Source organism: Bradyrhizobium sp. BR 1432, assembly GCF_051547705.1.
Taxonomy (GTDB): domain Bacteria; phylum Pseudomonadota; class Alphaproteobacteria; order Rhizobiales; family Xanthobacteraceae; genus Bradyrhizobium; species Bradyrhizobium zhanjiangense.
The window spans coordinates 7,368,076-7,395,024 of record NZ_JBPUGF010000003.1; the positions used below are offsets into that span (position 1 = coordinate 7,368,076).

General features: G+C 63.4%; 20 protein-coding genes and 4 pseudogenes. 12 read left to right on the forward strand and 12 right to left on the reverse strand.

Annotated features, from left to right (window positions below):
- The first annotated feature begins 124 nt into the window (after nt 1-124).
- The 10 genes from ACSKB8_RS35885 to ACSKB8_RS35930 all read left to right on the forward strand — a co-directional run bounded on the left by ACSKB8_RS35885 (nt 125) and on the right by ACSKB8_RS35930 (nt 9,438).
- Nucleotides 125-388 (forward strand): hypothetical protein, encoded by a 264-nt coding sequence (locus ACSKB8_RS35885; RefSeq protein WP_438109246.1) that lies wholly within the window; start codon nt 125-127, stop codon nt 386-388.
- Nucleotides 385-1,140, forward strand: a complete 756-nt coding sequence (locus ACSKB8_RS35890) for an ABC transporter permease (RefSeq protein WP_438109247.1) — start codon at nt 385-387, stop codon at nt 1,138-1,140. The genes ACSKB8_RS35885 and ACSKB8_RS35890 overlap by 4 nt, the downstream gene beginning before the upstream one ends.
- A 264-nt stretch (nt 1,141-1,404) precedes the next feature.
- The gene (locus ACSKB8_RS35895) at nt 1,405-2,181 is read left to right on the forward strand and encodes an IclR family transcriptional regulator (RefSeq protein ID WP_438109249.1); all 777 of its coding nucleotides are present in this window, start codon (nt 1,405-1,407) and stop codon (nt 2,179-2,181) included.
- Complete coding sequence (locus tag ACSKB8_RS35900; RefSeq protein WP_438109251.1) at nt 2,178-3,050, forward strand: ABC transporter permease; 873 nt, start codon at nt 2,178-2,180, stop codon at nt 3,048-3,050. The genes ACSKB8_RS35895 and ACSKB8_RS35900 overlap by 4 nt, the downstream gene beginning before the upstream one ends.
- 8 nt (nt 3,051-3,058) lie before the next feature.
- Nucleotides 3,059-3,925, forward strand: a complete 867-nt coding sequence (locus ACSKB8_RS35905; RefSeq protein WP_438109253.1) for an ABC transporter permease — start codon at nt 3,059-3,061, stop codon at nt 3,923-3,925.
- A 28-nt stretch (nt 3,926-3,953) separates the two neighbouring features.
- Complete coding sequence (locus ACSKB8_RS35910) at nt 3,954-5,018, forward strand: ABC transporter substrate-binding protein (protein WP_438109255.1); 1,065 nt, start codon at nt 3,954-3,956, stop codon at nt 5,016-5,018.
- Nucleotides 5,015-6,085, forward strand: coding sequence for an ABC transporter ATP-binding protein (locus ACSKB8_RS35915; RefSeq protein ID WP_438109257.1), 1,071 nt, complete (start codon nt 5,015-5,017; stop codon nt 6,083-6,085). Before ACSKB8_RS35910 ends, ACSKB8_RS35915 begins: the two co-directional genes overlap by 4 nt.
- Nucleotides 6,086-6,090: 5 nt before the next feature.
- Nucleotides 6,091-6,777, forward strand: coding sequence for an AroM family protein (locus tag ACSKB8_RS35920; RefSeq protein ID WP_438109259.1), 687 nt, complete (start codon nt 6,091-6,093; stop codon nt 6,775-6,777).
- A complete protein-coding gene (locus ACSKB8_RS35925; RefSeq protein ID WP_438109260.1) occupies nt 6,774-7,877 on the forward strand; it encodes a DUF917 domain-containing protein in 1,104 nt (367 codons plus the stop codon). Before ACSKB8_RS35920 ends, ACSKB8_RS35925 begins: the two co-directional genes overlap by 4 nt.
- Nucleotides 7,878-7,884: 7 nt before the next feature.
- A complete protein-coding gene (locus ACSKB8_RS35930; RefSeq protein WP_438109262.1) occupies nt 7,885-9,438 on the forward strand; it encodes a hydantoinase/oxoprolinase N-terminal domain-containing protein in 1,554 nt (517 codons plus the stop codon).
- Between the two features lie 306 nt (nt 9,439-9,744).
- Here the strand turns inward: ACSKB8_RS35930 and ACSKB8_RS35935 are convergent, their stop codons facing one another.
- Entirely contained in the window at nt 9,745-9,882 is a 138-nt protein-coding gene (locus tag ACSKB8_RS35935; protein WP_438109264.1) for a hypothetical protein, read from the reverse strand.
- Between the two features lie 540 nt (nt 9,883-10,422).
- Here ACSKB8_RS35935 and ACSKB8_RS35940 point away from each other — a divergent pair.
- On the forward strand, nt 10,423-10,944 hold the full coding sequence (locus ACSKB8_RS35940) for an FAD-binding oxidoreductase (protein ID WP_438110801.1): 522 nt from the start codon (nt 10,423-10,425) through the stop codon (nt 10,942-10,944).
- 331 nt (nt 10,945-11,275) lie between these two features.
- Here ACSKB8_RS35940 and ACSKB8_RS35945 read toward each other — a convergent pair.
- The 11 genes and pseudogenes from ACSKB8_RS35945 to ACSKB8_RS35995 all read right to left on the reverse strand — a co-directional run bounded on the left by ACSKB8_RS35945 (nt 11,276) and on the right by ACSKB8_RS35995 (nt 24,842).
- Nucleotides 11,276-12,597: pseudogene (locus ACSKB8_RS35945) on the reverse strand (NAD(P)/FAD-dependent oxidoreductase).
- Between the two features lie 306 nt (nt 12,598-12,903).
- Nucleotides 12,904-14,368, reverse strand: a pseudogene (locus ACSKB8_RS35950) (aldehyde dehydrogenase family protein).
- Nucleotides 14,369-14,442: 74 nt separating this feature from the next.
- On the reverse strand, nt 14,443-15,612 hold the full coding sequence (locus ACSKB8_RS35955; protein WP_438110803.1) for an alanine racemase: 1,170 nt from the start codon (nt 15,610-15,612) through the stop codon (nt 14,443-14,445).
- Between the two features lie 26 nt (nt 15,613-15,638).
- Nucleotides 15,639-16,511, reverse strand: a complete 873-nt coding sequence (locus ACSKB8_RS35960) for a GNAT family N-acetyltransferase (RefSeq protein WP_438109266.1) — start codon at nt 16,509-16,511, stop codon at nt 15,639-15,641.
- Nucleotides 16,512-16,696: 185 nt separating this feature from the next.
- Nucleotides 16,697-17,794, reverse strand: coding sequence for a threonine synthase (gene thrC / locus ACSKB8_RS35965; protein ID WP_438109268.1), 1,098 nt, complete (start codon nt 17,792-17,794; stop codon nt 16,697-16,699).
- A complete protein-coding gene (locus ACSKB8_RS35970) occupies nt 17,716-18,120 on the reverse strand; it encodes a hypothetical protein (RefSeq protein WP_438109269.1) in 405 nt (134 codons plus the stop codon). The genes thrC and ACSKB8_RS35970 overlap by 79 nt, the downstream gene beginning before the upstream one ends.
- A 73-nt stretch (nt 18,121-18,193) precedes the next feature.
- Nucleotides 18,194-19,503: pseudogene (locus tag ACSKB8_RS35975) on the reverse strand (NAD(P)/FAD-dependent oxidoreductase).
- 53 nt (nt 19,504-19,556) lie between these two features.
- Complete coding sequence (locus ACSKB8_RS35980) at nt 19,557-20,435, reverse strand: ABC transporter permease (protein ID WP_438109271.1); 879 nt, start codon at nt 20,433-20,435, stop codon at nt 19,557-19,559.
- A gap of 38 nt (nt 20,436-20,473) precedes the next feature.
- Nucleotides 20,474-21,424, reverse strand: a complete 951-nt coding sequence (locus ACSKB8_RS35985) for an ABC transporter permease (protein WP_438109273.1) — start codon at nt 21,422-21,424, stop codon at nt 20,474-20,476.
- Nucleotides 21,425-21,479: 55 nt separating this feature from the next.
- A complete protein-coding gene (locus ACSKB8_RS35990) occupies nt 21,480-23,144 on the reverse strand; it encodes a peptide ABC transporter substrate-binding protein (RefSeq protein WP_438109274.1) in 1,665 nt (554 codons plus the stop codon).
- A 9-nt stretch (nt 23,145-23,153) separates the two neighbouring features.
- A pseudogene (locus ACSKB8_RS35995) lies at nt 23,154-24,842 on the reverse strand (ABC transporter ATP-binding protein).
- A 688-nt stretch (nt 24,843-25,530) separates the two neighbouring features.
- Here ACSKB8_RS35995 and ACSKB8_RS36000 point away from each other — a divergent pair.
- Entirely contained in the window at nt 25,531-26,856 is a 1,326-nt protein-coding gene (locus tag ACSKB8_RS36000) for an NAD(P)/FAD-dependent oxidoreductase (protein ID WP_438109276.1), read from the forward strand.
- Nucleotides 26,857-26,949 lie beyond the last annotated feature (93 nt).

The window sequence follows — 26,949 nt, forward strand, 5'->3', positions numbered from 1 at the left end:
GCATTTCCCTCTGTCTCCGTTACTCGGAGCCATCCGATAGACATTCGCGTCCGCCGCTGAAGCCAAGAGGCTGCGGCTGGAGATCGGCGGCAGCGGGGCATGAGTCGAAAGCGATCAATTGCTCTTGCAACGCATTCTGCAGAACTTGGTGTCGAACGCTATTCGTTACACGGGTTCCGCCGGCGAGGATCAGACTGATGGCCCCAAGCGCCGCTGCGCGGGGCCAGGATCGGATCTGCTACTGTCGCGGCACCCGGCACGCGCCGTCGAATTCGTTCCGTTCGACGTCCCCCGGCCGCGAACCGATCGCACCATGTCCGAGCCCGGCTTCGTCGCCACCAAAGCCCATTGCCTGAAGCTGTTCCAGCGCGAGGTGCATCGCGGATGAGACGCGCCAATGCCCTGTTGCCGCTCGTCGGCATCGCGATCCTGCTGGCGATCTGGTCGCTCGTCAGCTTCCTCAAGCTGGTCGATCCGGTGCTGTTGCCCTCGCCGCTTGCGACCTTCCGCACGCTGTGGGAGGGCATGCAGTCCGGCAAGCTCGGCGTCGACTTCGCCAGGACCGTGGTGCGGACAATCACCTCAACAGCAATTGCGGCCGTCATCGCCATTCCGCTCGGGATCCTGCTCGGCTCGTCCGAAAAGGTCTACCGCTCGGTCGAATTCCTGATCGACTTCTTCCGCTCGACGCCGGCCTCGGCCATGTTCCCGCTATTCCTGGTGTTGTTCGGCGTGGGCGACCGCACCAAGATCTCGGTGGCGGCCTTCGGCGCGGCCCTGGTGATCCTGTTCAACGTCGCCTATGGCGTCATGAACGCACGCAAGACGCGACTGCTGGCGGCCAAGGTGATGGGCGCCTCACGTGCGCGCGTCCTGTTTGACGTCATGCTCAAGGAATCGCTGCCGCAGACCTTTGTGGGACTGCGCAACGGCGTGTCGCTGGCTCTCGTCATCATCGTCGTCGCCGAGATGTTCATCGGCTCGACCGACGGGCTCGGCCAGCGCGTGTTCGAGGCCCAGCAGCTCTTCGACATGCCCGCGATGTATGCCGCAATCTTCGCCGCGAGCGCGCTGGGCTATTCCCTGAACCTCATGTTCCTCGTGATCGAGCGCCGATTCGTTCACTGGACCGGAGGCTGATCCCCAGAGGCGGCCATCAATTGTCGCAGGCCGAGGTGACGCTCGCCCGCGAATGGATCGGCAAGGTCACCGCAATAGCTGCCTGACTCCGAGACATGGCGCACCGCCACACGCAGTGCGCCCTTCGCCATCCCTGCAAGCGACCTTCCGCTGCATCTGAGCAATCGGGCGCCACCTGCCAGAAATTTCCGCTTGCCCGCTTCCGTGTTGGCCTTAGAATTTGGGACATGGTTCCGAAATATGGAACCGTGTGGACCGACCTTCATGAGCGCTCTCACCAACGCGATCGAGATCCTGCGCTGCTTCTCCAGCGCGCGACCCGATCTGTCTTTTGCGGACGTGATGGCGTTGACAGGCAAGCCGAAGAGCTCGACCTCGCGGCTTCTGCGTTCCTTGCGCGATTGCGGCCTGCTCGAGCAGGATCCGCACACCCGCCGCTACCGCCCCGGCCTGCTCACCTTCGAGCTCGGCCGGCTGCACCGCGCCCATGACGATCTCATCAGCATGGCCGAGCGCGAGCTGCGCGAGGTCTGCGCGCGCACCGGACACACCGGCTACATCGCCGTGCTCGACGGCTACGAACAGGTCGTGCTCAGGATCGTTCCGGGCTCGAATCCCTTGCGCGTCGTCAATCCGCCGGGCCAGCGCACGCCGGCGCTCGCGACCTCAAACGGCCGCGCCATGCTCGCGCGCCTCTCGGATGAGGAGATTCGCGCGCGCGTGCCGGCGAGCTATCCCAGGCTGCCGCGCAACTCGCCACAAAACTTCAAGCAACTGACGGCGCGCCTCGACGAGATCCGCCGCACCGGTATTTCGGAAGCCGCCGACGAATCCATCGAAGGCGTCGGCTCGCAAGGCTTTGCGCTCAAGAGTGGCGAGACCGGCGAGATGATCGGCATCGCGGTGTCCTATTCAGTGCAGGCGACCACTGCCGCCGATCGCGCCAATGTCCGCCGCGAGCTGGCGGCGATGGCGGCAAAGCTGCGGCGGATGACCGGCGATCCACTCAATCAAGATGCCGCGCAGACGGGGACGCGATGAGCAGCGCTTCGACAACCCGCCCCAACGGCCTTGCACTCTTCATTCTGCCGAGCGCATTCCTGTTCGCCCTGTTCTTCTTCCTGCCGATCGGCCTGATGGCGCTGATGAGCGCATTGACCGGCAATCCTGTGGTGCCGAAGGTCGCATTCACCACGCGGCACTACGCCCGTATCGTCAACGACCCCGATCATCTGGAAGTGATCTGGACCACGATCCGGATCGGGCTCGTGACCACGCTGGTTGCACTCGCAATCGGCTATCCGCTGGCGCACTGGATGGCGCGCATCAAGAGCCGCACCGGGCATGCGCTGCTGCTGATGGCCGTGCTGGCGCCGATGCTGACCGGCATCGTGGTGCGCACCTTCGCCTGGATGACGCTGCTCTCAGACAAGGGCGTGATCAATCAGACCCTCATGTCGCTCGGCCTTATCGCTCAACCGTTGAAACTGATGTACACGGAGACCGGCATCGTGATCGGCCTCGTCCACATCTACGTCCCGTTCATGGTGCTGACGCTGACCGGCGTGATCGGCCGCATCGACGAACGGCTCGAGCAGGCCGCGGAAAATCTCGGCGCGAGTCCCTTGCGCGCCTTTCTCGAGGTGACGTTGCCGCTCAGCCTGCCCGGCATTCTCGCCGGATCGCTGCTGGTCTTCGCGCTCGCGATCAGCGCCTACGTCACGCCGATCCTGCTCGGTGGCTTCCAGATCATGACGCTGCCGATCCTGATCTACCAGCAGATCTCGGCAAACTTCAACGTCGGCTTCGCCGCTGCGCTCGGCATCGTGCTGCTCGTGATCTCGCTCATGCTCGTCATCGCCTATAACCGCGCGCTCGGCCTCGTCTCCGGCCAGCGCGAATTGCAGTGAGGTCGGAGATGCAAACCGCGGCCTCGAACAGCGCAGCGCTCGCAGCAAGCCGGCAGGCAGCATCCGCACGAGCGGCTGCAGCCGCATGGCCTTACGGCCGCACCCTCTATCTCGTCCTCAACATCGCCATCCTGGTCTTCCTACTGGCGCCCATCGCGATCGTCGTGGTCTTCGCGCTGAACCCGACGCCGTTCATCCAGTTTCCGCCGGTCGGCGTGTCCTTGCGCTGGTTCGAAAAATTCTTCGCTACGCGCGACTTCATGCACGCGCTCGGCTTCAGCCTCGAAGTCGCCGTGCTCACCACCGTGTCCGCAACTATGCTGGGCGCCTGCGCGGCGCTGGCGCTCGCGCGCGGCAACCTGCCGGGCACCCGGCTTATCGTCGCAACGATGCTTTCGCCCCTGATGCTGCCGGCGATCCTCACCGGCCTTGCGCTGTTCCAGACCTATGTGCTGCTCGATGTCGGGCGGCCGACCTGGGGCCTCATTGGCGGCCACACGCTGGTGACGCTGCCTTACGTGGTGCGCACCACCCTCGCCGTGCTGCATAATTTCGACACGCGCCTGGAAGAAGCCGCGCGCAATCTCGGCGCCAGTCCCTTGCGCACTTTCTTCGAGGTGACTCTGCCGCTGATCAAGCCCGGTGTGCTCGCAGGCGCGATCTTCTCTTTCATCGTCTCGTTCGACCAGTTCCCGGTGTCGCTGTTCCTGGTTAGCCCGGGCAACGAGACGCTGCCGGTCACGCTGTTCAACTATCTCAAGTTCGATCTCGACGGCACCATCGGCGCCGCCTCGGTGGTCTCGATCGTGCTCGCCTTTGTCGTCGTCATCGGGCTCGATCGCACGGTCGGCCTGCGCTCCTACGTCAAATTGTAACCGCTCATTCCAACGAAGGAATTGACACATGATGAAAGCTCTGGGATCGTCACGGCTCAGCCGCCGCCGCTTTCTGACCGCGAGCGCCTCGCTCGGCATCGGCACCATCGCCGCGCCTTACGTCGCGCGCGCCGAAGATCCGACGCTGCGCATCACCGGCTGGGGCGGCAAGTGGGGCGAGATCATGAAGGCCGAGATCGGCCCCGCCTTCGAGAGCGAGTTCAAGTGCAAGCTCCAGACCGACTTTGCCTTTCCATACTTGCCGAAACTCCAGGCGAGCTCGCGCTCGGCGCCGATCTACGACGTGCTGCACACCAACTCCAACGAGCAGTGGGCAGCCGCCGAGATGGGTCTTGTCGAGCCGAAGATCGATCCTAAGCTGGTGCCGAACGTCGCCGACGTCTATCCCTACGCGGTCAGCGAGAAGATCGTCGGCGTCTCGATCTTCACGAGCGCGATCGGCCTCGGTATGCGCACCGACAAAGGCTACGGCAACGTCACGTCCTGGAAGGAGCTGTGGGACGCTAAATACAACGGCGTGCGCGGCGGCTATGTCATTCCGGTCAACAGTCTCGGCCAGGCCTTCCTGATGATGTGCGGCACGCTGTTCGGCAAGGGCCAGACCGATCTCGATGCCGCCTATGCGGCGCTCGAGAAGCTGAAGCCGATCAAGATCGTCGATTTCACCGGCGCGATGGAGAAGATGCTGCTGTCCGGCGAAGTCGGCCTCTGCGTCATCCACGATTCCGGCATCTATCGCTATGACGGCCAGAACCAGCCGATCGATTTCGTGGCGCCGAGCGAAGGCGTCTTGTCGCTGGAGCAGGTCCTGACCATCACGCCCGGCAGCAAGATGAAGGAGCTCGCCAACGCCTACGTCAACTACATGCTCCGGCCGGAAGTGCAGAAGCGCCTGGCTGAAACGGTCTGGTATTCGCCGGCCAACAAGAAGGTGAAGCTCGACGCCAAATATGATGCCAAGCTGCTCACCACGCCTGAGAAGGTCTCGAAGCTGATCCAGGTCGACTGGAAATGGTACAATGAGCGCAAGGACGAGATCGACCAGCGCGTCAACCGGATCTTCCGCGCATGAGCGCGTCGATCGAGATCGCCGGCGTCAGCAAGGTCTATGACGGCGGCGTCCGCGCGGTGGACGCGGTCGCGATGGACATCCGGCAGGGCGAGTTCTTCTCCCTGCTCGGTCCGTCCGGCTGCGGCAAGACCACGACGCTGCGCATGATCGCCGGCTTCGAGACGCCGAGCGCGGGCGCGATCCGTGTCGACGGCGCCGACATCACCCACGTGCCCGCGCACAAACGCGACATGGGCATGGTGTTCCAGAACTACGCACTGTTCCCGCATCGCACCGTCGCCGAGAACGTCGCTTTTGGCCTGCGCATGCGCGGGCTCGACAAGGCGAGCATCGCAGCGAAGGTGAAGGCGGCGCTCGCCATGGTGGAGCTGTCCGGGCTGGAAGATCGCCGCCCGGCGCAGCTCTCCGGCGGCCAGCAGCAGCGCGTCGCGCTTGCCCGCGCCATCGTGATCGCGCCGCGCGTCCTGCTCTGCGACGAGCCGCTCGGGGCGCTCGACAAGAAGCTGCGCCAGCAGATGCAATTCGAGCTCAAGCAGCTCCAGAAGAAGCTCGGCCTCACTCTCGTCTTTGTCACCCACGACCAGGAAGAGGCGCTGGCAATGTCCGACCGGATCGCCGTGATGAATGGCGGCCGAGTCGAGCAGGTCGGCACGCCCAGCGAGATCTACAACCAGCCGACCACGCGCTTCGTGGCCGACTTCATCGGTGACACCAACATCTTTCGCGGCGAACGCGTCGGGCCGAACCTCAACGTCGGCAAAGACCTGATCCTGGCGCTGCCGCCCGCCGAGACGCAGGGCACCGGCGTTCTCTCGGTGGCGCTGCGCCCGGAAAAGATCCGGCTCTCGCCACGCATCGATGCGGCCATCGCAGCCGGCAGCTCCGCGCATGGCACCGTCGAGAACACCAACTTCCTCGGCGGCGCCGTGCTCTATCGCATCACGCTCGAGAGCGGCCATCGCGTGCTCGTGCAGCAGCCCAATGCAGGCACAGGCCGCCTGTTCGTTCCCGGCGACACCGTCACGCTTGAGTGGACGCTGGCCGATCTCGTCGTCTTGAAGGACTAGACCAGATGAACATACCATTGAAACACCAGCGCATCGGGGTGGTCGTGATCGGCCAGAGCCCGCGCCCCACCGTCGCTGCCGAGATCGCCGCCGTGCTGTCGCCGGGCATCCAGATCGAGCTGCGCGGCGCGCTCGACGGCATGAGCCGCGCCGAGATCGACGCGATCCCGCCGATGGACGGCTACGACACGCTGTTCACGCTGCTGCCGAACGGCGACGCGGTCACCATCAGCAAGAAGGAGGTGGAGCGGCGCGCGAGCCAGCAGATCACCCGCTTCAAGCACGAGGGCGTCGGCGTGACGCTGATGGCGTGCACCGGCAAATTCCCAAATCTCGCGGCCGACGGCCTCGTCATCCTGCCCTCGGCCATCCTGCACAACCTCGCCGAGGCCGTGCTGCCAAAGGGACGGCTCGGCGTGTTCTCGCCGCTGCCCGAACAGACCGCGCTGATCGACAAGAAATGGCAGCGCGAGGGCGTCGAGGTGGTCGGCATCACGCTGCGTCCCGGCTCAAGCGACACCACAGTGGACGAAGCCGCGCGCACGATGGCGGACCTCGAGCCGGATCTCGTGGTGATGGACTGCATCAGCTACACCAGCGCCAACAAGGCGCGCGTGCGCACCGCCTATCCCGGCCCCGTGATCCTCGGCATTGCCGCGGCCGCCCGCATCGTCGAGGAGCTGGTATCGTGAGCAAGGCAGAGAAGACGATCAGCCTCGAGGAGATCGAGGCGCTCGCGGTCGGCGCCTGGATCCTCGGCACCGGCGGCGGCGGCAGCCCCTATCTCGGCCTGCTCAACCTGCGCCGGCTCTATGCCGAGGGCCACCGCGTACAATTGATGTCGCCGCTCGACCTCGACGACGAGGACTGGGTCGCCGTAGTCTCCAACATGGGCGCGCCCCTGGTCGGGCAGGAGCGCCTCGCCGACAGCCGCAACATCGCGCGCGCCGTGCGCATGCAGGAGGAGATCAACAACGTCAAGTTCCGCGCCGTGATGTCGGTCGAGATCGGCGGCGGCAACGGCGTTCAGGCCCTGATGGCGGCCGCCCATCTCGGCATTCCCGTCGTCGATGCCGACTGCATGGGCCGCGCGTTCCCGGAGGCACAGATGACGTCGGTCGCAATCGGTGACCTGCGTCCCTATCCCTGCACGCTCTACGATCCCCGCGGCATCGAAGCCGTCGTGACCAAGGTGCCCACCTGGAAATGGATGGAGCGGGCAAGCCGCAAGATCTGCGTCGAGATGGGCTCGATCGCCTCCACCAGCAAGGCGCCGCGCACGGGGCGCGAGGTCAAGGACTGGGGCATCCATTTCACCACGACCAAGGCGATCCGCATCGGCCGCGCCGTGCAGGAGGCCAACCGCCGTCACGAGGATCCGATCGCCGCACTGCTCGCGACCGAAGGCGGCCAAAAACTGTTCACCGGCAAGATCGTCGACGTCGCTCGGCGCACCACGGAAGGGTTCTTGCGCGGCACAGCCATGGTCGACGGCAGCGACGCCGACCGCGGTACCAAGCTCAAGCTCTCGTTCCAGAACGAATGGATCGTGGCCTGGCGTGACGAGAAGGCGATCGCGACCTCGCCCGATTTGATCTGCGTGCTCGACAGCGTCAACGGCCACGGCATCGGCACCGAGACCATCCGCTACGGCCAGCGCGTCACCGTCGTCGCTCTGCCTGCGCCGCCGGTGCTGACGAGCCAGCGCGGCCTCGAATTCGTCGGTCCGCGCGCCTTCGGCTACGACCTCGACTTCCGTTCCCTCTTCTCGCCCGCAGCGGCCGGAGCTTAAGACCCCCATGAAGCGTATTGGCATCGATGTCGGCGGCACCAACACGGACGCCGTGCTGATCGTCGACGAGAAGGTCGTTCATTCCGTCAAGCGGCCGACCACGGCCGACGTGACCTCGGGTATCCTGGACGCGCTTAGGGCGTTGCGCGCCGAGCCGTCCGCCGCGGTGAAGGTCGATGCGGTCGTGATCGGCACCACGCATTTCATCAACGCGGTGGTGCAGCGCCGCCATGTACAGAAGATCGGGGCGATCCGGATCGGCATGCCCGCCAGCGCCTCGCTGCCGCCGTTCTGCGACTGGCCGGCGGACCTCGCCAGCCTCGTTAACGGCGAGATCTTCATGCTGGAAGGCGGCCATGACTACGACGGCCGCCCGTTCATGCCGCTCGACATCGCGGGCCTTAAGAACGCCGCGAGGAAGATCAACGACGCCGGCCTGCGCTCGGTCGCGGTGTGCTCGAGCTTCTCCCCGCTCGATCCCTCCTGCGAGACGACCGCACGCGAAATCCTCGCCGAGATCTGCCCCGAGGTCGCGGTAACGCTGTCGCACGATCTCGGCCGCATAGGCCTGCTCGAGCGCGAGAACGCCGCGCTGCTCAATGCCTCGCTGCACGACCTCGCCGTCACCACCGTCGCGGCGTTCCGTAAGGCCATCGCCGACAGCGGCATCGACGCGCCGCTGTTTCTGACCCAGAACGACGGCACCGTGATGCAGGCCGAGATCGCCATCGCCTTCCCGGTGATGAGCTTCGCCTCCGGCGCCACCAACTCCATGCGCGGTGCCGCCCATCTCTCCGGCCTCGACGACGCCATGGTCGTCGACGTCGGCGGCACCACTTCCGATATCGGCCAGCTGCGTCACGGTTTCCCGCGTGAAGCCAATGCCGTGGTCGAGGTCGGCGGCGTGCGCACGCTGTTCCGTATGCCCGACCTGCTCTCGATCGGGCTCGGCGGCGGCAGCCATGTCGACGAGGACCCGCTCCGCGTCGGCCCGCTCAGCGTCGGCTACCGCCTGACGTCGGATGCGCTGGTGTTCGGCGGCTCGCGCCTCACCGCCACCGACATCGCCGTCGCGGCCGGCCTGATCGACATCGGCGACCGCTCGCGCGTCGCGAACTTGTCGAAGCGCCTGATCGAGGCCGCACTGCGCGACGCCTGGCGCAAGCTGGAGGAGGACATCGACCGCATGAAGACAGAGGCCGGCGACGTGCCGCTGCTCGCGGTCGGCGGCGGCGCCTTCCTGGTGCCGGATCGCCTCCCTGGCATTTCCGAGATCGTGCGCGTGCCGTATGGCGACTGCGCCAATGCGGTAGGCGCCGCGATCGCGCAGGTCTCGGGCGAAGCCGATCAGGTGTTCCGCGACCTCTGCCGCGAGGACGCGATCGCAGCCGCGCGCGACATCGCAGCCGATCGCGCCGTGCAGGCCGGCGCTGCTCGCGACAGCCTCAAGACCGTCGACGTCGAGGACATGCCCATCGCCTACCTGCCCGGCAACGCGCTGCGGGTGCGCGTCCGTGTTGCAGGTGCGATTGCCGATCCGGATCTGCCCGCGGCGGCCTAGCAAAAAGCAGGTCGGAACGCGGAGATGTCGCAACCCGGCCGAACAAGGAGATGGCCAATAAGGAAAGCCTTGACACCAATCGCCCCATACAAGTCCATCGGCCCGTTGCGGACCTTGGCTCGGAGTGCCGATAGGTCTGCTTTGCGGAAGGTAGCCGACCAAGAGTGCGGCTGGTGCCTCTCGCCGCAGTCGCTTTAGGAAGATTGGCGCCGCAGCAACATTGAGCCCTGCCGGGTCCCATAGACGCACGGCACTGGCGGCCTCGCACTCACGTTGCACACGCATGAATTCGCAAGCGAATTGACGCTAGTCGGACATCGCCGGGATATTCTTGTGCGCGGCCACGAGCGGATGATCGAGCGTGCTTATGTGTCGCGCATCCGCGCCACCGGGCGAACCCCAGCCGGTGACCGAGGTCCCAAAAAATTCGGCGTTGGCGCGCATGAAATCACGCTCGTGTTCAGGCAATTCATCCTGCGCGTAAATCGCCGGAAGGACGGCGGGACGTCACGTTACCCAAGGACCGATCGCCAACACTTGCCCTCAGTAGATTTTTCTTGATCTCCCTGTGCATACGTCGTGCACACACCGCTACTTAACCAGTTGAAAAAATTTAACTCTCGCTCCAATCCATCATGGGCAAGGTTGAGCTAGCTCCAGCAATCGATGTCCGATTGGAGCCAATTCAAGAAGGTTTCGTCCATGACGAGCCACCGCACGTTCAAATCGCAAAGTCCGCCCCCGGTCCAACCTCAAGCGGCTGGGGCTTTGAGCGCTATGTGAAATGCGCGCCACGGGTTGCGCGGGGACTAGTTTGATGGACAAATAGTGGGGTAGAGAGAGTGTCAGTCAATCCTCGTTGAAATATTTACCGTTTTTCAATTCAGCACAGGGCAACCTACGATCTTGGCTACCGGTAGCGACCCGGCGAGCGAGCGACGCCCCACTTCAAGCACCACGGCGCGATAGATTACCCGTGAAGTCATCGATTGCTCGCAGAGCGGATCGCAGCGGACCGCGATGTGGCGGCTCCGCGAGACCATCCCGAAGGGCGAGAAGCGCCGGAACGGATCGGTCAAGCACGACATCTCGGTACCGCTTTCCTCCATTCAACGCTTTCTGGATCTAGCCGGCTCGCAGGTGCGATCGTATGACGCCGACCTTCAGCTCTCCGTGTACGGCCATGTCGGCGACGGCAACCTGCACTACAACGTGCTCGTTCCTGCCGGCGTCGACCGGATCGAGTTCACCAAGCGGATCGAAAGCAGCCTGTCTCTGCAACTCTACGACACGGCCGCGGCGCTCGGCGGCACGTTCAGCGCGGAGCACGGCGTCGGCCGTTTTAAGAGGCACCTTCTGGAACGGTACGGTGATGTCGGGCGTATCGCGGCGATGAGCCGGATCAAGACCGCCTTTGATCCGGCGGACATCATGAACGCCGGCGCGATCGTTTGCCCATTGGGAGACGCGATCGTTTGCCCATTGGGAGAGAAGTCTGCCCGTTGAACCATCGGCCGGCGAGTTGGCGATGCTTTCCAAACGGTGGGTCTTCGGCCGATGCACCTCGATCAGCCAAATCGCCTTGTCCATAAAGAAGAGGCACTCCGAAGGAGTGGCTCAAGTTGGGGAGGAAACGCCCCTTAGCGACTGCTAAATCGCGATCAGGCCGCGACCAGTTCGATCGGGAGCATGGCAGACAGAGACTCTCGGCCGCGGGCCTTGAAGGTAGCCGTCTGCGATGAACATTAAGTCCCGCACGCAGATGGGGATCTTCGAGCACAGCTCCGAATCCTTTGCTCGCCACGGTACGCGTCGGGCCTGACTTCCGGCTCGATCTTCAGATGGCGGCGATGTCCAGCTTCGAGCCGTCGATCAGACGCGACAGCCGGAACGGTGTGGGATCGACGCAACGCGTGTCGTTTACGACAAGCTCTGCGGCCAGATAGCCGAGCCCCGGGCCCAGACCGAAGCCGTGACCCGAGCAGCCCGCCGCGAGGACGAGGCCATCCACCCCGTCCACCTGCGATACCACAGGCACTGCGTCCGGCGTGCAATCGACGAAGCCGCCCCAGGCGCTGTCGATCTTAATCTCGCCGAGTTGGGGAAGGTTTTCCGGACACTCTCCACCACTTGGCTCACCAGCCATTTCAAGGGCGGCGGGTCCAACACGCGATTCTGTTCGAAGATCCGGTCGTCGTTGGTCAGCAGCGCCGGCAATGAATCCGGCCCCGAAACGAACGATTGGCCGATGCCGAGCCTGACGTTCTTCAGGCGACGCAAGAACTGCGGCATGAACTCCCGGCTATACCGGATAGCCCGGGGCGTGATTTCGAGGTTCGCCTTGCCGCTAATCGCAAGCGTATAGCTGCCGTCCAGTCGGCGCGTGATCGTGCAGTAGGGTGTGGAGACCGCGTCGCCTATGTTGATTGTCGGCGTGGAACGCAGCGCGGTCTGCCGGATGCTCGCTTGGGGGAAACTGACCCCGAGTGGCCGAAGGAAGCGCGAGGACCAGGCGCCGGCGGCGCACAGGACCGCGCTGGTTCTGATGTAGCCCTTCTCCGTGTGCACGCCCGCAATCTTGCCATTGGCCAAGTCGAGCGCCCGCGCGGCACATCCCTGGTGGATCGTGGCGCCCAGAACTCTGGCCCCCCCAGCGATAGCCGGCGCGGCGAGCGCAGGTTCGGCCTTGCCGTCTCGCTCCGAATAGGTCCCGCCCACCCATTTGTCGCGCGCTTCGGGGACGCGCTCGGCCACCTCCGCCCGACTCAGCACGCGGGTATCGACGTCGTACTCCCTGGCGACCTCGCGCCACTTTTCCCAGCCGGCGAGCACAGCCTCGTCGTGGGTCGCATAGACGAGACCGCAGCGACGAAATCCGAGGTCCCGATTGATATCGCGCGTGAGTTCGTCCCACAGCCGCATGGAGAGCACCGATAGCGGCAGTTCGCGCCGGTCGCGGTTCTGCTGGCGGCACCAACCCCAGTTTCGGCTCGATTGTTCACAGGCGACGTGGCCCTTCTCGAGGAGCGCCACGGAGAGGCTGCGCTTCGCCAGGTAATAGGCGGCCGTAGAGCCGAGGATGCCGCCGCCGACGATGACGACGTCGGCCTCGGCCGGGAGACGCTCATCGCTGTGAATGCGCTCGACGTGGGGCGACATGTTCCAACGAACCTTGGCTGCCAAGAATGCGGAAGCAAACTTCCGATCAGGCATTTCATCGCATCGCGCGCTCGGTAGAATGTGCTGAAATCATCCAGGACTTCGCAAGATATTCGGTTTTTTGGCCGCTTGATTGAACGAAGCTGCTCAAGCGCGAGAGTGATATCGTCCGCGCGATCCTGCCGGAACAGCGCCGTTCGAGCACCGCGCCGATTGCGTTCAAAACCAAATCGCCGCGTTCGATCTTTTCGCGAACATGCTAAAATTCCCCTATTCGAATGGATTGCTTCGGTAGATCGCTGGCTTTCACCGGTAAAATCCGAGGACGGCCTTGGTCTCAAGATACTCCTCCATGCCCTCGATGCCGTATTCGCGACCGTTGCCAGAACGCTTGTATCCGCCAAAGGGAGCATTGGGGTCCCAGTCAGGATAATTGAGATGAACTTGACCCGACTGGATCTGCCCGGCGACGGTTCGCACCGTGTCCGTATCGGTGCCCTGCACGTGGGCGCCGAGGCCGTAGACGGTGTCATTGGCGATCGCGATCGCCTCGTCCACGGTGTCGTAGGGAATGATCGACAGCACCGGGCCGAATATCTCCTCCTGCGCGATCCTCATGTCGGGACGGACGTTCGAGAAGATGGTCGGCCGCGCATAGAAGCCAACCTGAAGATCGCCGGGCCGCCTGGGGCCGCCTATGACGAGCTTGGCGCCTTCTTCCAGGCCGACACCGATCATGGCCTGGACTCGCTCGAACTGTGGACGGTTCGCAACCGGACCATGAGTTCGTGTTTTCCGCAAGCGGATCGCCGACCACCAGTTCAGAAGCGGCTGCCGCTGCCAGGTTCTCGACCTCTTCCATGTGTGAGCGAGACACGAGCATGCGCGTCGGCGCGCTGCAGGATTGGCCGAGATTGCGGAAGGCGGCGGCGACGCCAAGCGGAACAGAACGGCTGAGATCGGCGTCCGGCAAGATGATGTTCGGCGATTTTCCGCCGAGCTCCTGGGCAACGCGCTTGACGGTGGGCGCCGCCGCTTGCGCCACGAGCACCCCTGCCCGCGTCGAGCCGGTGATCGAGATCATGTCGACCAGCGGATGCGACGCGAGAGCGGCGCCAACGATCGGACCTGTCCCATTGACGAGGTTGAAGACGCCGGGCGGACAATCGGCATCGTCCATTACCTCAGCGAATAGCAAGGCGCTCAGCGGCGATAATTCGCTCGGCTTCAACACCACCGTGCAACCGGCCGCAATCGCCGGGCCCACCTTCGCAGTAATCTGATAAAGTGGCCAGTTCCATGGCGTGATGAGGCCGCAGACGCCGATTGCCTCGCGCATGATCGCGGTGCTGCCGCGCGCGGCGATGAACGGATAATTCGCGAGATTGTCGCGGGCGACGCGGATATGCTCGGCGGCCAACGGCACCTGAGCGCGGCGCGCATAGGTGATCGCAGCTCCCATCTCGCAGGTAAGTGCCTGCGCGAACAGCTCCAGCCGCTCAAGGAGCAAAGCGTGCATCCGGTCGAGCAGCGCCGCCCTCTCAGCAGGCGGTGTCGTGGACCAGCCGGCGAAGGCTTGTCTGGCGGCTGCGATCGCGCAGTCCACATCATCGTCATCGCCGAGCGCGACGTCAGCGATCGGCTGCTCCGTCGCCGGATTGACGACGGTTGCTGCTGCCGCGACCGATCCGATCGGCTTTCGCCATTCTCCGTCGATGTAAAATTTTCCAAGGAAGCCGGCTTCCGTCAGATGTCGAAGGGGCGAGGTCATTGGAAGCGATCCTTGATCCGGTAATGGGCGCCGATTAGCGGCAGGAACCAGGGGCCGGGAATGGCCGGCCAGCCCTACCAGCCGCGCATGCGGGGCCATCGGGCGTGAATCGCGTCGCTGCTGGCGGAGACGACGTTGTACAACTCATGTTGCGACGCCGTCGCACAGGCGTGATTGGGGAGAATCCTGACCTTCGCGCCGATTGGAAGATTGGGCAAAGCGTGCGCCGACCCGGGCCTGATGGCGAGGATCCCGTGCTCCTGGCTTGCTTGCGAAGCGATCAGGTCCGGATAAACCTTGCCGGCCACGTCGCAGACCAGACCATATCCCTGGTCGACCCGCTGCGCCGCGGTGCCGCGGTCGCGCGACAGCGCCATCCACCCGGCATCGACCAAAATCCAGCCCTTCTCGGGCTCGGTGCCGATCACGGTGGCGAGCACCGAGATCGCGATGTCGTTGGTCGTGCAGACGCCAACACCGTGCATGACCAAGTCGAAAAACATGTAGACGCCCGCCCGCATTTCCGTGACGCCGGTCAGGTCTTCGGCGAAATGCGCGGTCGGCGTCGAGCCGACGCTCACGATGGGGCATTGCTGCCCGACCGCCCGCAAGGCCTCCGCCGCGGCAACCGCCACCGCCCTTTCATTCTCCGCGGCCGCGACGAGAGCCTCGGGCGTGAAGAGGCTGTCGGATTCGCCGGCATGGGTGAGAACGCCGGCAAGCTTGACCTCGGCCTCGCCTAGCGCGGCCGCGACTGCAATGAGCTTTGGATCGTTCGCGGTCAGCCCGCCGCGGTGACCATCGCAGTCGATCTCGATGAAAGCGGTCGGTGTCACACCAGCGGCACGACCGGCGGCGCCGAGCATTCTTGCCTGCTCCGGCGAATCAAGCAGTACCTTAAGGTCAACGCCTGCTTTGCGCAGACGCATCGTCCTTTCAGCTGTGTGGGGCGCCAGACCCACCGCATAAGTCATGTCGCGAAAACCGTGCCGCGCGAAATACTCGGCTTCCGCCAGGGTAGAGACAGTGATCGGCCCCGATCCGGACGGATAGGCCCGTCGGGCCACGTCGATGGATTTCGCGGTTTTCATGTGGGGACGCAGCACGACGCCCCGCTCCGCCATGCGCGAGGACAGGCGGGCGAGATTGCGATCGAGCCGATGCTCGTCGAGCAGGAGAGCCGGCGTTGCCAGCGTGCCGAGCGTTGCAGCCGTCTCGGAGTTCTGGTGATCCGTTCCGCTCATCTCATCGCGCAGCACGTCGATGTCTCCTAGCCGAAAGACTGATTGGGAATCGCAAACACGCGCGCCGGCCCGCTCGATGGTGCCGGCGTGCCCAAGATCATGGTGGTGGCATCGCCGACCTGCTCTAGGCCGACGCCTTCGAGCCAATCCCCGAGTTGCGGTGTGGCAGAGGTGTCGATGCGGACAAGAACACTGCCGAGCCGCGCGAGCGCAGCCTCGATCAGAGCCTGTGCATCGGTCGCGGTTTCGGCGACGACAGGACCGATGACATGCCCGCGGCCGAAAAGCCGGGAGATGGCGTAGCCGCGGGCCATGCCGTCACGCTGCAGGACATAGCCATCACCGCTGTGGAGCAGCTTTTCGAGCATCTGTCGTCTCTCCAAACCCGTAGCGTCGCGATCGAGTCGCATGATCACCTCGAAATCCGAGGCAGCCATTGGCCTGACGAGCTCGGACGGCCGCAGCTCATGGCGTCCTCTGGGAATTCCTTGATGCTGGTGGATGACCCCGATGGGGACGAAACCGCGCCGCTGGTAAAGCGCCTGGCCTTCGGCGGTCGAATTCAGCGCAATGCTTCGTGGACGCGCGGACGCCAGCAGCGCATCCATCAGCCGGGCCCCGTAGCCACGGCCTTGAGCGGCTTTCGCGATGATGATCATCCCCGCGGAAGCATGGGTCTCGCCATAGGGCCACCAGGCCGCGGTGCCGATCACCACCCCGGCGCGCTGCAGAACAAAGCCTTGGCCCAACTGTAGCGCGACATCCCAATCCTCGAGCCGATAGGGCCAGGACATCTCCTGCGAGAGCTTTAGGGCGCCTTCCAGATGCGATCTGGCGAATGGAAGCAGCGCCACGTCATCGTTGTCGCGATCCAAGGCCTGGTAAGCTGCCGTTGACATGATGGGGCGAAGTCTTCTTGCTCGGGTTGCCCTGACCAGGCGCGAGTGCCTGACAGGACGAGGACCATGGGGTGACCCTCGCATCATCTGCAGCGTAGCTCAGGCTCGACAGCATTACGCAATCAGACGGGAACAAAGTTCGGCATAGTATTTCGTTGATGATCCGACAGGAGGACCATCTGCTGTCAGTTCGCATCGTGCACAATATCGGCGATGTAGTCCTTGACCGCCTGTGTATCCGGGGGAAGGACTTTGGCTCGCCGCGGCAAGTCTTCGATGCCGTCGAAACGTTGCAGACGATCCGGCTCGCGGCCCAGCGCCTCCCTGATCGTCGCCGCGAATTTGACTGGCAACGCTGTTTCGAGCACGATCATCAGCATCTCAGGCGAGGTGTGCATGCGCGCAACCGTCACCCCATCGGCAGTGTGGGGGTCGATCACGGTGTTGTAGCGCTCCCAAATGTCACGGATGGTGGCAAGCCGATCCGCATGGGTGCTCTTGCCGCTGCGGAAGCCAAAACGGATTGCTGCCTCCTCGAAGCGGTGATCTCCACTTAGGTCGAACGTCCCTCGTTCCCTGAGCTGATCGTCAAACAGGGATTTCGTCCGTCTGGCATCGCGGCCGAGCAGATCGAACACGAAACGCTCGAGATTCGATGCCTTGGAAATGTCCATGGATGGGCTCGAGGTTTCCAGCGTGTCCGCCCGGCTTCGGACGCGATAGGCGCCGGTGCGGAAAAACTCGTCGAGCACGTCGTTCTCGTTGGTCGCAAGAACGAGATTGGAGACGGGAAGCCCCATCATCCGCGCAACATGCCCTGCGCAGATGTTTCCGAAATTCCCCGAAGGCACTGCAAAGCTTACACTTGTCGCCCCCCGTTCGGACGCCTGCAGATAACCGGAGAAGTAATAGACGACCTGCGCAAGCAGCCTCGCCCAGTTGATCGAATTCACCGCACCGATCTTGTATTGCTGCTTGAACTCCAGATCGCTCGCCACCCGCTTGACGATGTCCTGGCAATCGTCGAAGACGCCATCTATCGCGATGTTGTGGATGTTGTGGTCCTGGAGGCTGAACATCTGAGCTTGTTGAAAGGCGCTCATTCGTCCGCGGGGCGAGAGCATGAACACCCGCACCCCTTTCTTGCCGCGCATGGCGTATTCTGCCGCGCTTCCGGTGTCGCCACTGGTCGCACCAAGAATGTTCAAGTTCTCCTGCCGGCGCGCCAGCTCGTACTCGAGCAGATTGCCGAGCAACTGCATGGCCATGTCCTTGAACGCCAACGTGGGACCATTCGACAGCTCCTGGAGATAAGTCCCCTCTCCAGCTTTCGCAGCGGCGCGATGTCAGGCTTTCCGAATATCTCCGGCGTGTAGGTCTTTGCACAGATGGCTTTCAGGTCGGCGGAGGGAATATCGCCGACATAGAGCGAAAGGATCTCGAAAGCCAAGTTGGCATAGGACAGCGTACGCCACGCATCCAGCGTGGCGTGGTCCACGCGAGGATAGCTCTCGGGCACGTACAGCCCGCCATCCGGGGCGAGGCCTTCAAGCAATGCCTCGCAGAATTGCTTGCGGCCTGAATGGCCGCGCGTGGACACGTACTGCATCGTCAATCTTCTTTCGAGAGGCGGAAGTGCCTCCGGAAGTCACACCCTGGGTTGTAAGCTGTGCTGCCGGCCGTCAACGGCTGGCGCGCCACATCGCGATCCGGTCACGCATCCGGTAGCCCTGAATGAAGGCAGGCATGAACCACGGATTGCCTCGATAGAACGGGATGAAGGCCGGTGGCCTGAAGTCGAACGCGGTGCGCGCCCGCTCCTCGTGTCCCATGAGCTTGCGGGCCGCATGCATACCGACCCATGGCGCCCAGACCACGCCCGACCCGCAGAAGCCGCTGGCATAGACGATACCTTCCTTCTCGAAGATGCGCGGAATCATGTCGCGGTTCATGGCCACATTGCCGAACCAGCTGTGTGAGAGGCGGACGGCATCCAGCTCAGGAAACAGATTCACCAGGCCCTTGCGCAGAAGCAGCTTCGGAGCGACGGGATCGCCGACCCGAGCGCTGTCGCGGCCGCCGAGCAAGATGCATTTGCCATCAGGCGAGGGCCGATAATAGAAGCCGACCTCCCGGTTCTCCGTGATCATCATGCGTTTCGGCATCAGCCGCGCCATGACTTCGGCGCAAGCTCCTCCGTCGCAATGATCCGGCTGCGAACCGGGACCAGCCGGCGGCGTAGGAAGGGCACGGCGCCATCGGTGTAACCGTTGGTACACACCAGCACCTGACGCGCCTGCACCGGACCGGCCGCGGTGACGACGCGGAAACCGGAGCCATCTCTGTCGATCGAGATCACGGGCGTCCGCGCGTGGACTGTCAATCCGGAAGCGAGCGCGACCCGCAGCAGTTCGGCGTGGAATTTCGCCGGGTGCAGCCCGCCGATGTCCATCCGAACCGTACCGCCGCGATAGACATCGGTGCCAATGTACTTGCGCTGCTCGGCATAGGGAACTGCGCAAGCTTCGATTCCAAGTTTCTTTGCGAGCCTCTCCGCGGTGCGCGCCATGGCCTCGTATTGCTCATAGCCGAAGGCGCCCTTGAACTGCCCCACCGGCTGGAAGTCGCAGGCGAGGCCTTCCGTCCTGATGAAATCGTACAGGAACTCGCGCGCGGCCTTGCCTTCCGCCTCGATCGCCAGCGCCTTCTCTTCTCCGAACCGGCGCGTGAGCGTCGCGTAGTCGGGCCGAATGGATCCGCTGGTGATACCGCCGTTGCGCGTCGAAGCTCCTTCGCCAGGGTCCATGGCATCATAGGCCGCAACCGAGCGGCCCTCGCGCGCTAGCACCAGACCGGCCGAGAGCCCTGCATAGCCCGCGCCCACGATCAACACGTCGAGCTTCTTGGCTATTGGCTGCTGAGGCGGCGGCTTAAGCGGCGCGGCTTCCCACCAATAGGGCGTGGCCTTCTCGGCAACTCTCGGCGCGTGCATGGCTTTGCTTCTCGTAGGGTCGCTGGGTTCAGCCGCGACTCGGTTAACATCGCTCAGATGTGGTCGTTTCGAACGTCGAGGGCATCTCGCAGGCCGTCACCGATGAAATTGAAGCTCGTTACCGCCATCGTAATGGCGGCACCGGGAATGATGGCAAGCCAGGGAGCGCTCGCCAGATATTGCTGGGCGCCATTGAGCATGTTGCCCCAGCTGGGCAGCGGCGGCTGGATGCCGTAGCCGAGAAAGCTGATATAGGCCTCCAGAAGGATCGCGCGCGCGACGGCCAGACTTGCGGCGACGATGATGGGACCCATGGCATTGGGAAGGATCTCGCGGAACATGATGTGCGCCCTGCTAAGCCCGACCATGCGCGCAGCTTGGACGAACTCGCGCTCGCGTAGCGAACGGACCTCGGCCTCGACGATTCGCGCAGTCTCCATCCAGCTCGTGACGGCAATGATCACGGTGATCATAACCGGGCTCGGCCGCAGCGTTGCGGCCAACGCCAGCACGAGAAAGATCGAGGGATAGGACAGGAAGCCATCCACCGTCCGCATCAGTGCCGCCCCGACCCAGCCCCCGCGATAGCCGGCCGTCACGCCGATTAGCGTACCGATCAACGTCGACAGCAACATGGCGGAGAACCCCACCGCCAGCGAGACGCGCCCGGCCATCAACAGCCGCACCGCGAGGTCTCGCCCTAAGGGATCCGTGCCGAAGTAATGGTGGCCTGTCAGGGGCGGAGCAAAGCGGGCGCGCAGATCGATATGGAGCGAGTCGTAGGGCAAGGCATAGGGACCGATGGCGCACGCCAGCACGAGCAGGGTTATCATCGCGATTCCCAGGAGTGCCAGATGGTGACGCATGAAGCGGTTAACAGCGCGGCTGTTCCACCAGCGGGTCGGAGCTGCGTGGGCGACGATGGCGGTCATATCTACTGGCTCCTCTTATCTGGCGTGAGTCGGCAGGCTCAGGCCAAGCGAATGCGCGGATCGACGGTTGCGATCACGATGTCTGCGATCAGATTGCCCAACACGACCAGGATGGCCGAGAAGATCAACAGCCCCATCACGACCGGATAGTCGCTGTAGCCAAGGCTGTCGAGAAACAGCCGCCCCATGCCCGGCCAGGTGAACACGGTCTCCGTGACCAGCGCGCCGGTGAGAATGCTGGGCAATTGCATTCCTGCCAGCGTGATCATCGGCAACAGCGCATTGCCGATGACATGTTTCAGCAAGATCCGGCGTTCGCTCACGCCCTTGGCTCGCGCCGTCTTGACGAAATCCTGACTCAACGCATCGAGCGTTGCGGTCCGCATGTAACGGCTCCAGATAGCGACGTGAACGAGCGACAGCACCAAGCTCGGCAGGATCAGGTGATGCAGGTAGTCCAGCACCGAGCCGTCGCCGATCGTGTACATGTTGCCTGCGGGCACCCAACCCAGCTTCAGGGTGAAGATGTAGATGCCGATCAGGCCGAACCAGAAGGTCGGAACCGACAGCGCCACCATGGCGCCGACCGTCGCGCAGTAGTCGAACAGCGAATAGCGGTGGGTGGCGCCGCGGATTCCGATCCAGGCACCGACCCCGATCGCGAATGCGGTGGACGTACCCATAAGCAGTAGCGTCGCCAGCAAGTGTCGACCAATCACCGCCAGCACCGAAGAGCCATCGCGGAACGAGTGTCCCCAATCGCCCTGGAGCAGCCGCCAGGCCCAATCGAGATACTGCATCCATAGCGGCCGGTTCAACCCGAGCTGCGCTGCGAGCCGCTCCACATCCTTCTGGGTCATGCCCGGATCAAGCCCGAACTGCGCGAGAGGACCGCCCGGCATGAGGTTGAGAACCGTGAAGCCGATGATCGAGACGATCACCAGCAGCACGATGCTCTGCAAGAGACGATTCAGCAGGAAGGCGGACATTCGAGTCCTCCATTAGCGTGACAACACCGTCCGCCGCGGTCCGTAAGGCAAGACATCAGCTCGCCCAGTACCAGGCCAGCGCGTTCCAGGATTCCGTGCGCGTGTTGCCGTTCGGCACGAATCCGTTGATCCCCTTCTTGAGACCTTCGACCGAGTTGCTCTGATACAGCGGCAGGAACGGCAGATCGCGACGCACGAGTTCCTGGACCTGGAAGTAGATCTCGCGCCGCGCTTCCGGATCGAAGGTGCGTGCGCCCTTATCGAGCAAAGCATCAACCTCCGGATTTGCGTATTGCGCATTATTCGAGCCGCGGCCCCCCTTCGCTCCGATCGAACGCGAGTGCAGGCGATTGGTGACATCCGGGTCGGCGCCGATCAGATAGGTGCTGCCGACGATCACGGAATCGAATTGCGATTGCTGCCAGAACTCGCCCCACATCACGGCGGCGGGCAGGTTGGATATCTTCATCTCGACGCCCAGTTGCGCAAACGTCTGCTGCAGGAACTGCTGAACCTGTTCGCGAAGGGGATCGCCCGACGTGGTCGAATTGGCGAAGGACAGACGGACGCCGTTTTTGGCGCGGATACCGTCCCGTCCCGGCAGCCAGCCTGCCTTCTCGAGAATCTGGCCCGCGCGGTTGAGGTTGAATTCGTGAAGTGGCAAATGGGCGTTGAAGTAGAAGGACTGCCTCGGCATGAAAGTTTCTGTCGAGGTCGGCACTCCGTAATAGAGCCCCTGTATGATGGCCTCCTTGTCGATCGCCGCGTAGAGCGCCTCGCGGACGGCAAGTTCCTTGAACTGCGGTCGTTCGAGATTCAGGTAAAAGGACTCGAACGAGGTCCTTGGGATGAGCGTCACCACGCGGTTCGGCAGCGCCTTGGCTTCGCCGTAGTGGTCCGGCGTGATGTAGGGCTGACCCACGAGATCCACGTCGCCGCTCTTGAACTGAGTATAGAGCACGGTGAGATCGGGAATGTATTTGAAGACCAGCCTTTCGATGTGAGGACCCTCACCGAAATAGTCGGGGTTAGCCAGGAGCTCGAGATGATCGCCGGCGACTCGCTGGCCCCACTTGAATGGGCCGGTGCCGACCGGCGCCTGGTTGAAGGCGGCGTTGTTTGGATTGGTTTCCTTCTCGAGGATGTGCTTGGGCACGATGAAGGTTTCGGTCAGAAACGACAGATACGGCGCAAAGGGCTCTTCCATTCGCCACGAGATCTCCGCGGGCGAGATCACCGTGATGTCGCGCACGAGAGCATGGCCGGCCGTGCGCCAACTTCGGAAGCTGGGATTCGTGATGAGTTCGAGAGTGAACTTCACGTCCTCGGCGCTGAACGGCTTGCCGTCGTGCCAGCGGACATCGTCACGCAAACGAACGCGCCATTTGAGACCGTCCTCTGAAATGCCGCCGTTCTTCTGGTCCGGCACTTCAACGGCAAGGTTGGGCTGAATGGCGCCTTGAGGATCGATGCGGAAGAGCGCGTCGAACACCGAGAAGTGCACGCCGTCATCGACTTCAATGTGTACCATCAGCGGATTGAAGACGGTCGGCTCCTGTCCAAGCCCGACGATCACGCGGCCGGTCGGCTTTGTCGGAGAGGTGCGAGCGAGGGCCGGATTACCCAACAGGTTTGATCCGGCCAGGCCGGCCGCCCCGGCGATCATCAGTTGGAGTGCGCTGCGGCGCGAATAGATCGGTGCAGTCCGAGCTTCAGTCATGACCCCTCCTCATTTGTGGCTATGTCCGGCCAATGTCGATTGATTTCCCACCGCGCGGGCGCTGCTTTGCTGCTCGCCGGGGATCGCAGCAACGAGTTCTCGCGTATAGGCCGATTTTGAGTTCAGGAAAATCTGCGATGGGGGTCCGTGCTCGACGATCTGCCCCGATGCATGACCGCGATTTCATCGCAGATCTGACTGGCCACGCGCAGATCGTGCGTGATGAAGATCATCGATACCCCGGTCTCCCGCTGAATCTGGTCCAGCAGCTTCAAGATCTGCGCCTGAATCGATACGTCGAGCGCGGAAACCGCCTCGTCCGCGATCAGCAGCTTAGGCTTGAACATCAGCGCTCGAGCGATTCCGATGCGCTGACGTTGACCACCGGAGAACTCGTGCGGATAGCGATCAAAGGTTCCCGCATCCAGGCCGACATGGGCCAAGAGCTCACGCCCCTGCTCACAAGCCAGCTTGCGAGGCACCCCATGCGCAATTGGACCGACCGTCAGAATTTGACCGACCGTCGATCGCGGATTGAGCGATGCAAATGGATCCTGGAAAATCATCTGGATCTTTGGTCGAAGCGGCCGAAACTCGGCTTCGGATAGCCGGGCAAGGTCGCGTCCCTCGAAGAGGATAGAGCCGCCGTCGCTGTCGAGGAGCTTGATCAACAATCGCCCGAGCGATGATTTACCGGAGCCGCTTTCTCCAACGACGCCCAAGGTGCGTCCCGGCGAAAGCTCGAACGAGACGCCATTGACCGCGGGTACGATCCGCTGCCTGCCGAACAGCGCACTGCCGCTGCGGTAGGTCTTGACCAGACATTCGACCTTCAGAATGGAGGACGCGGCCGCAGCTTCCGCCGGGACGCGGTCCTTGCCCGTCAGATGCGGCACGGCCGCGATCAGGCGACGCGTATAGAGATGGTTCGGGGACTTCAACACCTGCTCGGCGCTCCCCTGCTCCACGCAGTGACCCTTCTCCATCACCACAACGGAATCGGCAATCTCAGCCACAACTCCGAAGTCATGGGTGATAAACATCACGCTCGATGCCCTTGCGGCGTTGAATATCGCGGATCAGTTGCAGAATCTGCGCCTGGGTCGTCACGTCGAGTGCGGTGGTCGGCTCGTCGGCAATCAGGATCGCAGGCTCGAGAGCCAGAGCCATGGCGATCATCACCCGCTGTCGTTGCCCGCCCGACAGCCGAAACGGATATTGATGATACATGAGCGGCGGATCCGGCAGGCCCACCTCAGCCAATAATTCTATGGCGCGGCTACGACGGGATTTCGGCGTTCCCGCACCGTGCGCCGCCATCACTTCCTCGATCTGCGCGCCCACCGTCATCAGCGGATTGAGCGCGGAGAGCGGGTCTTGGAAGATCATCGAGACGACACGGCCACGGAGGTCTCGCAGACTCTCCGGCGAGAGTCCTACGAGGTCCATGCCTTCCAGACGGATTGCTCCCGAAGTCACGCGGATCGACTTGGGCACGAGCCCCATGATCGCATTGGCCGTGACGGACTTGCCAGAACCGGATTCTCCTATGATGCAGAGGATCTGACCGCGCTTCAGTTCAAAGGAGACGTTCTCGACCGCGTGCGCCCGCTCCATGCCCGCCGGCAAGCTCACGGTCAGGTCGCGGACCGCGAGTGCCACATCTTCCGAGGCTAAAGGCTGCGGGGCAGAGGTCATTTGAACATTTTCCCCTTGCAAGCCCGTCGCATTATCTTGTTGCGGATTGGCTCTTCGGCCCCTTTTGCCGGCGATACGCTCGGACAGATCAACAACTCGTCGCTCATTTTGCCATTCTCCGCGCGGTGAATACGACATGATTCAGAGGTGGCTGCTCTACAGGCAAAGGCGTCGCTGAGCGCGGGCGATCAGTCGAATGGATCGCTCGAACCATGAATCGAGGTCCGAGAGGCTGCCATCGGCGCCTAGCTCGATCGCTTCGGCAAAGGTCTCCTCCCAGACAAGGCACATTGCGCGTCACCTTTTGAATTCTGCCCGTTGATCGCCATTGATCCGGTACTCACAAGTCTGGCCGCTTCAATCACCCCGGAGTCGCCGAAACGCGCCAGATAGGCAGCACGAAGTTCTAAAAACGAAGCCCGATTTGGCATTTCGGTCTGCGACTGCCAAGACTGCCGATGCAGGCGCCGGGTTGGGGCATGCCTGCCGACGACGAAGGGCCGATCCGATTGGAGAGGCTATCCGTTGGATTTCTCAACTACGATTTGCCGTGCAAGCGAAGCACCCCGCAACAATTGCCTGTGCCAGAAGCAGCAAACCGCAGGATATTCCGCCCGAACCTGAAAGACCGCGGCGTGTCTGCCGCACCTCTTCGGATACGATAGAGCCATACGGAGATTCCTGCCCAATGAGCGCGCCGCTCCTGCATATCGAATCCAGTCCATCCCTGCCTCGTGAGGCGGACGTCGTCGTCATCGGCGGCGGCGTCGTGGGCGTGTTCACAAGCTACTATCTCGCGCGTCGCGGCCTCAAGGTTGCCTTGCTCGAGAAGGGCCGCGTCGCCGCCGAGCAGTCCAGCCGCAACTGGGGATGGTGCCGCCAACAGAACCGCGATGCACGCGAGCTGCCGCTTGCGACCAAGAGCCTCGACCTCTGGGAACGAGTTGCGCAGGAAACGGGTGAAGACACGGGCTTTCGCCGCTGCGGCCTATTGTATTTGTCGAACGACGAGAATGAGCTGGCAGGTTGGGCCAAGTGGCGAGACTTCGCCAGGACCGTTGGCGTCACGACGCATATGTTGAGCTCGGAAGAGGCGAGCGGTCGGGGCAAGGCGACGCGTCGCAAGTGGAAGGGCGGCGTCTTCTCGCCGACAGACGGGACGGCGGACGCTTCAAAGGCCGTCCCCATCGCCGCGCGTGCGATCATGGCGGCGGGCGGCACGGTGCACCAGCTCTGCGCCGCGCGCGGCATCGAGCTCAGTGCCGGCCGGGTCAGCGGCGTGGTGACCGAGGCGGGCACGATCCGGACGAAGACGGTGGTCATGGCAGGAGGCGCATGGGCCTCTTCGTTCTGCAACCAGCTCGGAATTCGCTTCCCGCAGGCATCCGTGCGCTCTTCGATTCTCGCCCTGGCCCCGGGCGCGGCCGGCCTGCCTGACGCCCTTTGCGCCGGGCTCGTGTCGGCCACGCGACGCGGCAATGGCGGCTACACGCTGGCAATCAGCGGGCGTGCGCGACTAGATCCGACACCGCAGCAATTCAGGTTCGGCCGCGAATTCCTGCCCATGTTCGCCCGCCGATGGCGAAGTCTCAGCCCCGGGGCCTTCGAGGGCTGGAGGCACGGTCATGAATCCCTGGCGAAATGGACACTCGACGAAGTGACCCCGATGGAGCTGAACCGGACCCTCGATCCTCGTCCCGACATGAGGCAGATCCGGCAGACACATCGACGAGCTTGCGAGTTGCTGCCGGAACTCCGGGACCTCACTATCTCAAACGTCTGGGCCGGCTACATCGACAGCACACCGGACGGCATTCCGGCAATCGGCGAAGTTGAATCCATTCCAGGCTTCATCCTTGCGGCGGGGTTCAGCGGCCACGGCTTCGGGATTGGGCCCGGCACCGGCCACATGATCGCCGACATCATCACCGGTCGTGCGCCGATCGTCGATCCGTGTCCCTACAGGCCGGAGCGGCTGAAAGGGAGCGCCTGGGGCAAGGTCAGCGAGTTCTAGATCCGGTGTCTGCCCCAGTTGGGAAAAGCTGCCGGTTGATGCTATGACATGACCTATGACGCTGGATCCTGGAAGTCTTGACGCCGTTGTCTT

Excerpts from the sequence above, each read along its gene's own strand:
- ACSKB8_RS35915 (WP_438109257.1), top strand. The coding sequence starts at position 5,015 with ATGAGCGCGTCGATCGAGATCGCCGGCGTCAGCAAGGTCTATGACGGC.
- ACSKB8_RS36000 (WP_438109276.1), top strand. The coding sequence starts at position 25,531 with ATGAGCGCGCCGCTCCTGCATATCGAATCCAGTCCATCCCTGCCTCGT.
- ACSKB8_RS35910 (WP_438109255.1), top strand. The coding sequence starts at position 3,954 with ATGATGAAAGCTCTGGGATCGTCACGGCTCAGCCGCCGCCGCTTTCTG.
- ACSKB8_RS35960 (WP_438109266.1), bottom strand. The coding sequence starts at position 16,511 with ATGTCAACGGCAGCTTACCAGGCCTTGGATCGCGACAACGATGACGTG.
- ACSKB8_RS35930 (WP_438109262.1), top strand. The coding sequence starts at position 7,885 with ATGAAGCGTATTGGCATCGATGTCGGCGGCACCAACACGGACGCCGTG.
- ACSKB8_RS35935 (WP_438109264.1), bottom strand. The coding sequence starts at position 9,882 with ATGCGCGCCAACGCCGAATTTTTTGGGACCTCGGTCACCGGCTGGGGT.
- ACSKB8_RS35905 (WP_438109253.1), top strand. The coding sequence starts at position 3,059 with ATGCAAACCGCGGCCTCGAACAGCGCAGCGCTCGCAGCAAGCCGGCAG.
- ACSKB8_RS35900 (WP_438109251.1), top strand. The coding sequence starts at position 2,178 with ATGAGCAGCGCTTCGACAACCCGCCCCAACGGCCTTGCACTCTTCATT.
- ACSKB8_RS35985 (WP_438109273.1), bottom strand. The coding sequence starts at position 21,424 with ATGTCCGCCTTCCTGCTGAATCGTCTCTTGCAGAGCATCGTGCTGCTG.
- ACSKB8_RS35980 (WP_438109271.1), bottom strand. The coding sequence starts at position 20,435 with ATGACCGCCATCGTCGCCCACGCAGCTCCGACCCGCTGGTGGAACAGC.
- ACSKB8_RS35970 (WP_438109269.1), bottom strand. The coding sequence starts at position 18,120 with ATGCAGTACGTGTCCACGCGCGGCCATTCAGGCCGCAAGCAATTCTGC.
- ACSKB8_RS35920 (WP_438109259.1), top strand. The coding sequence starts at position 6,091 with ATGAACATACCATTGAAACACCAGCGCATCGGGGTGGTCGTGATCGGC.
- ACSKB8_RS35895 (WP_438109249.1), top strand. The coding sequence starts at position 1,405 with ATGAGCGCTCTCACCAACGCGATCGAGATCCTGCGCTGCTTCTCCAGC.
- ACSKB8_RS35890 (WP_438109247.1), top strand. The coding sequence starts at position 385 with ATGAGACGCGCCAATGCCCTGTTGCCGCTCGTCGGCATCGCGATCCTG.
- ACSKB8_RS35955 (WP_438110803.1), bottom strand. The coding sequence starts at position 15,612 with ATGAGCGGAACGGATCACCAGAACTCCGAGACGGCTGCAACGCTCGGC.
- ACSKB8_RS35990 (WP_438109274.1), bottom strand. The coding sequence starts at position 23,144 with ATGACTGAAGCTCGGACTGCACCGATCTATTCGCGCCGCAGCGCACTC.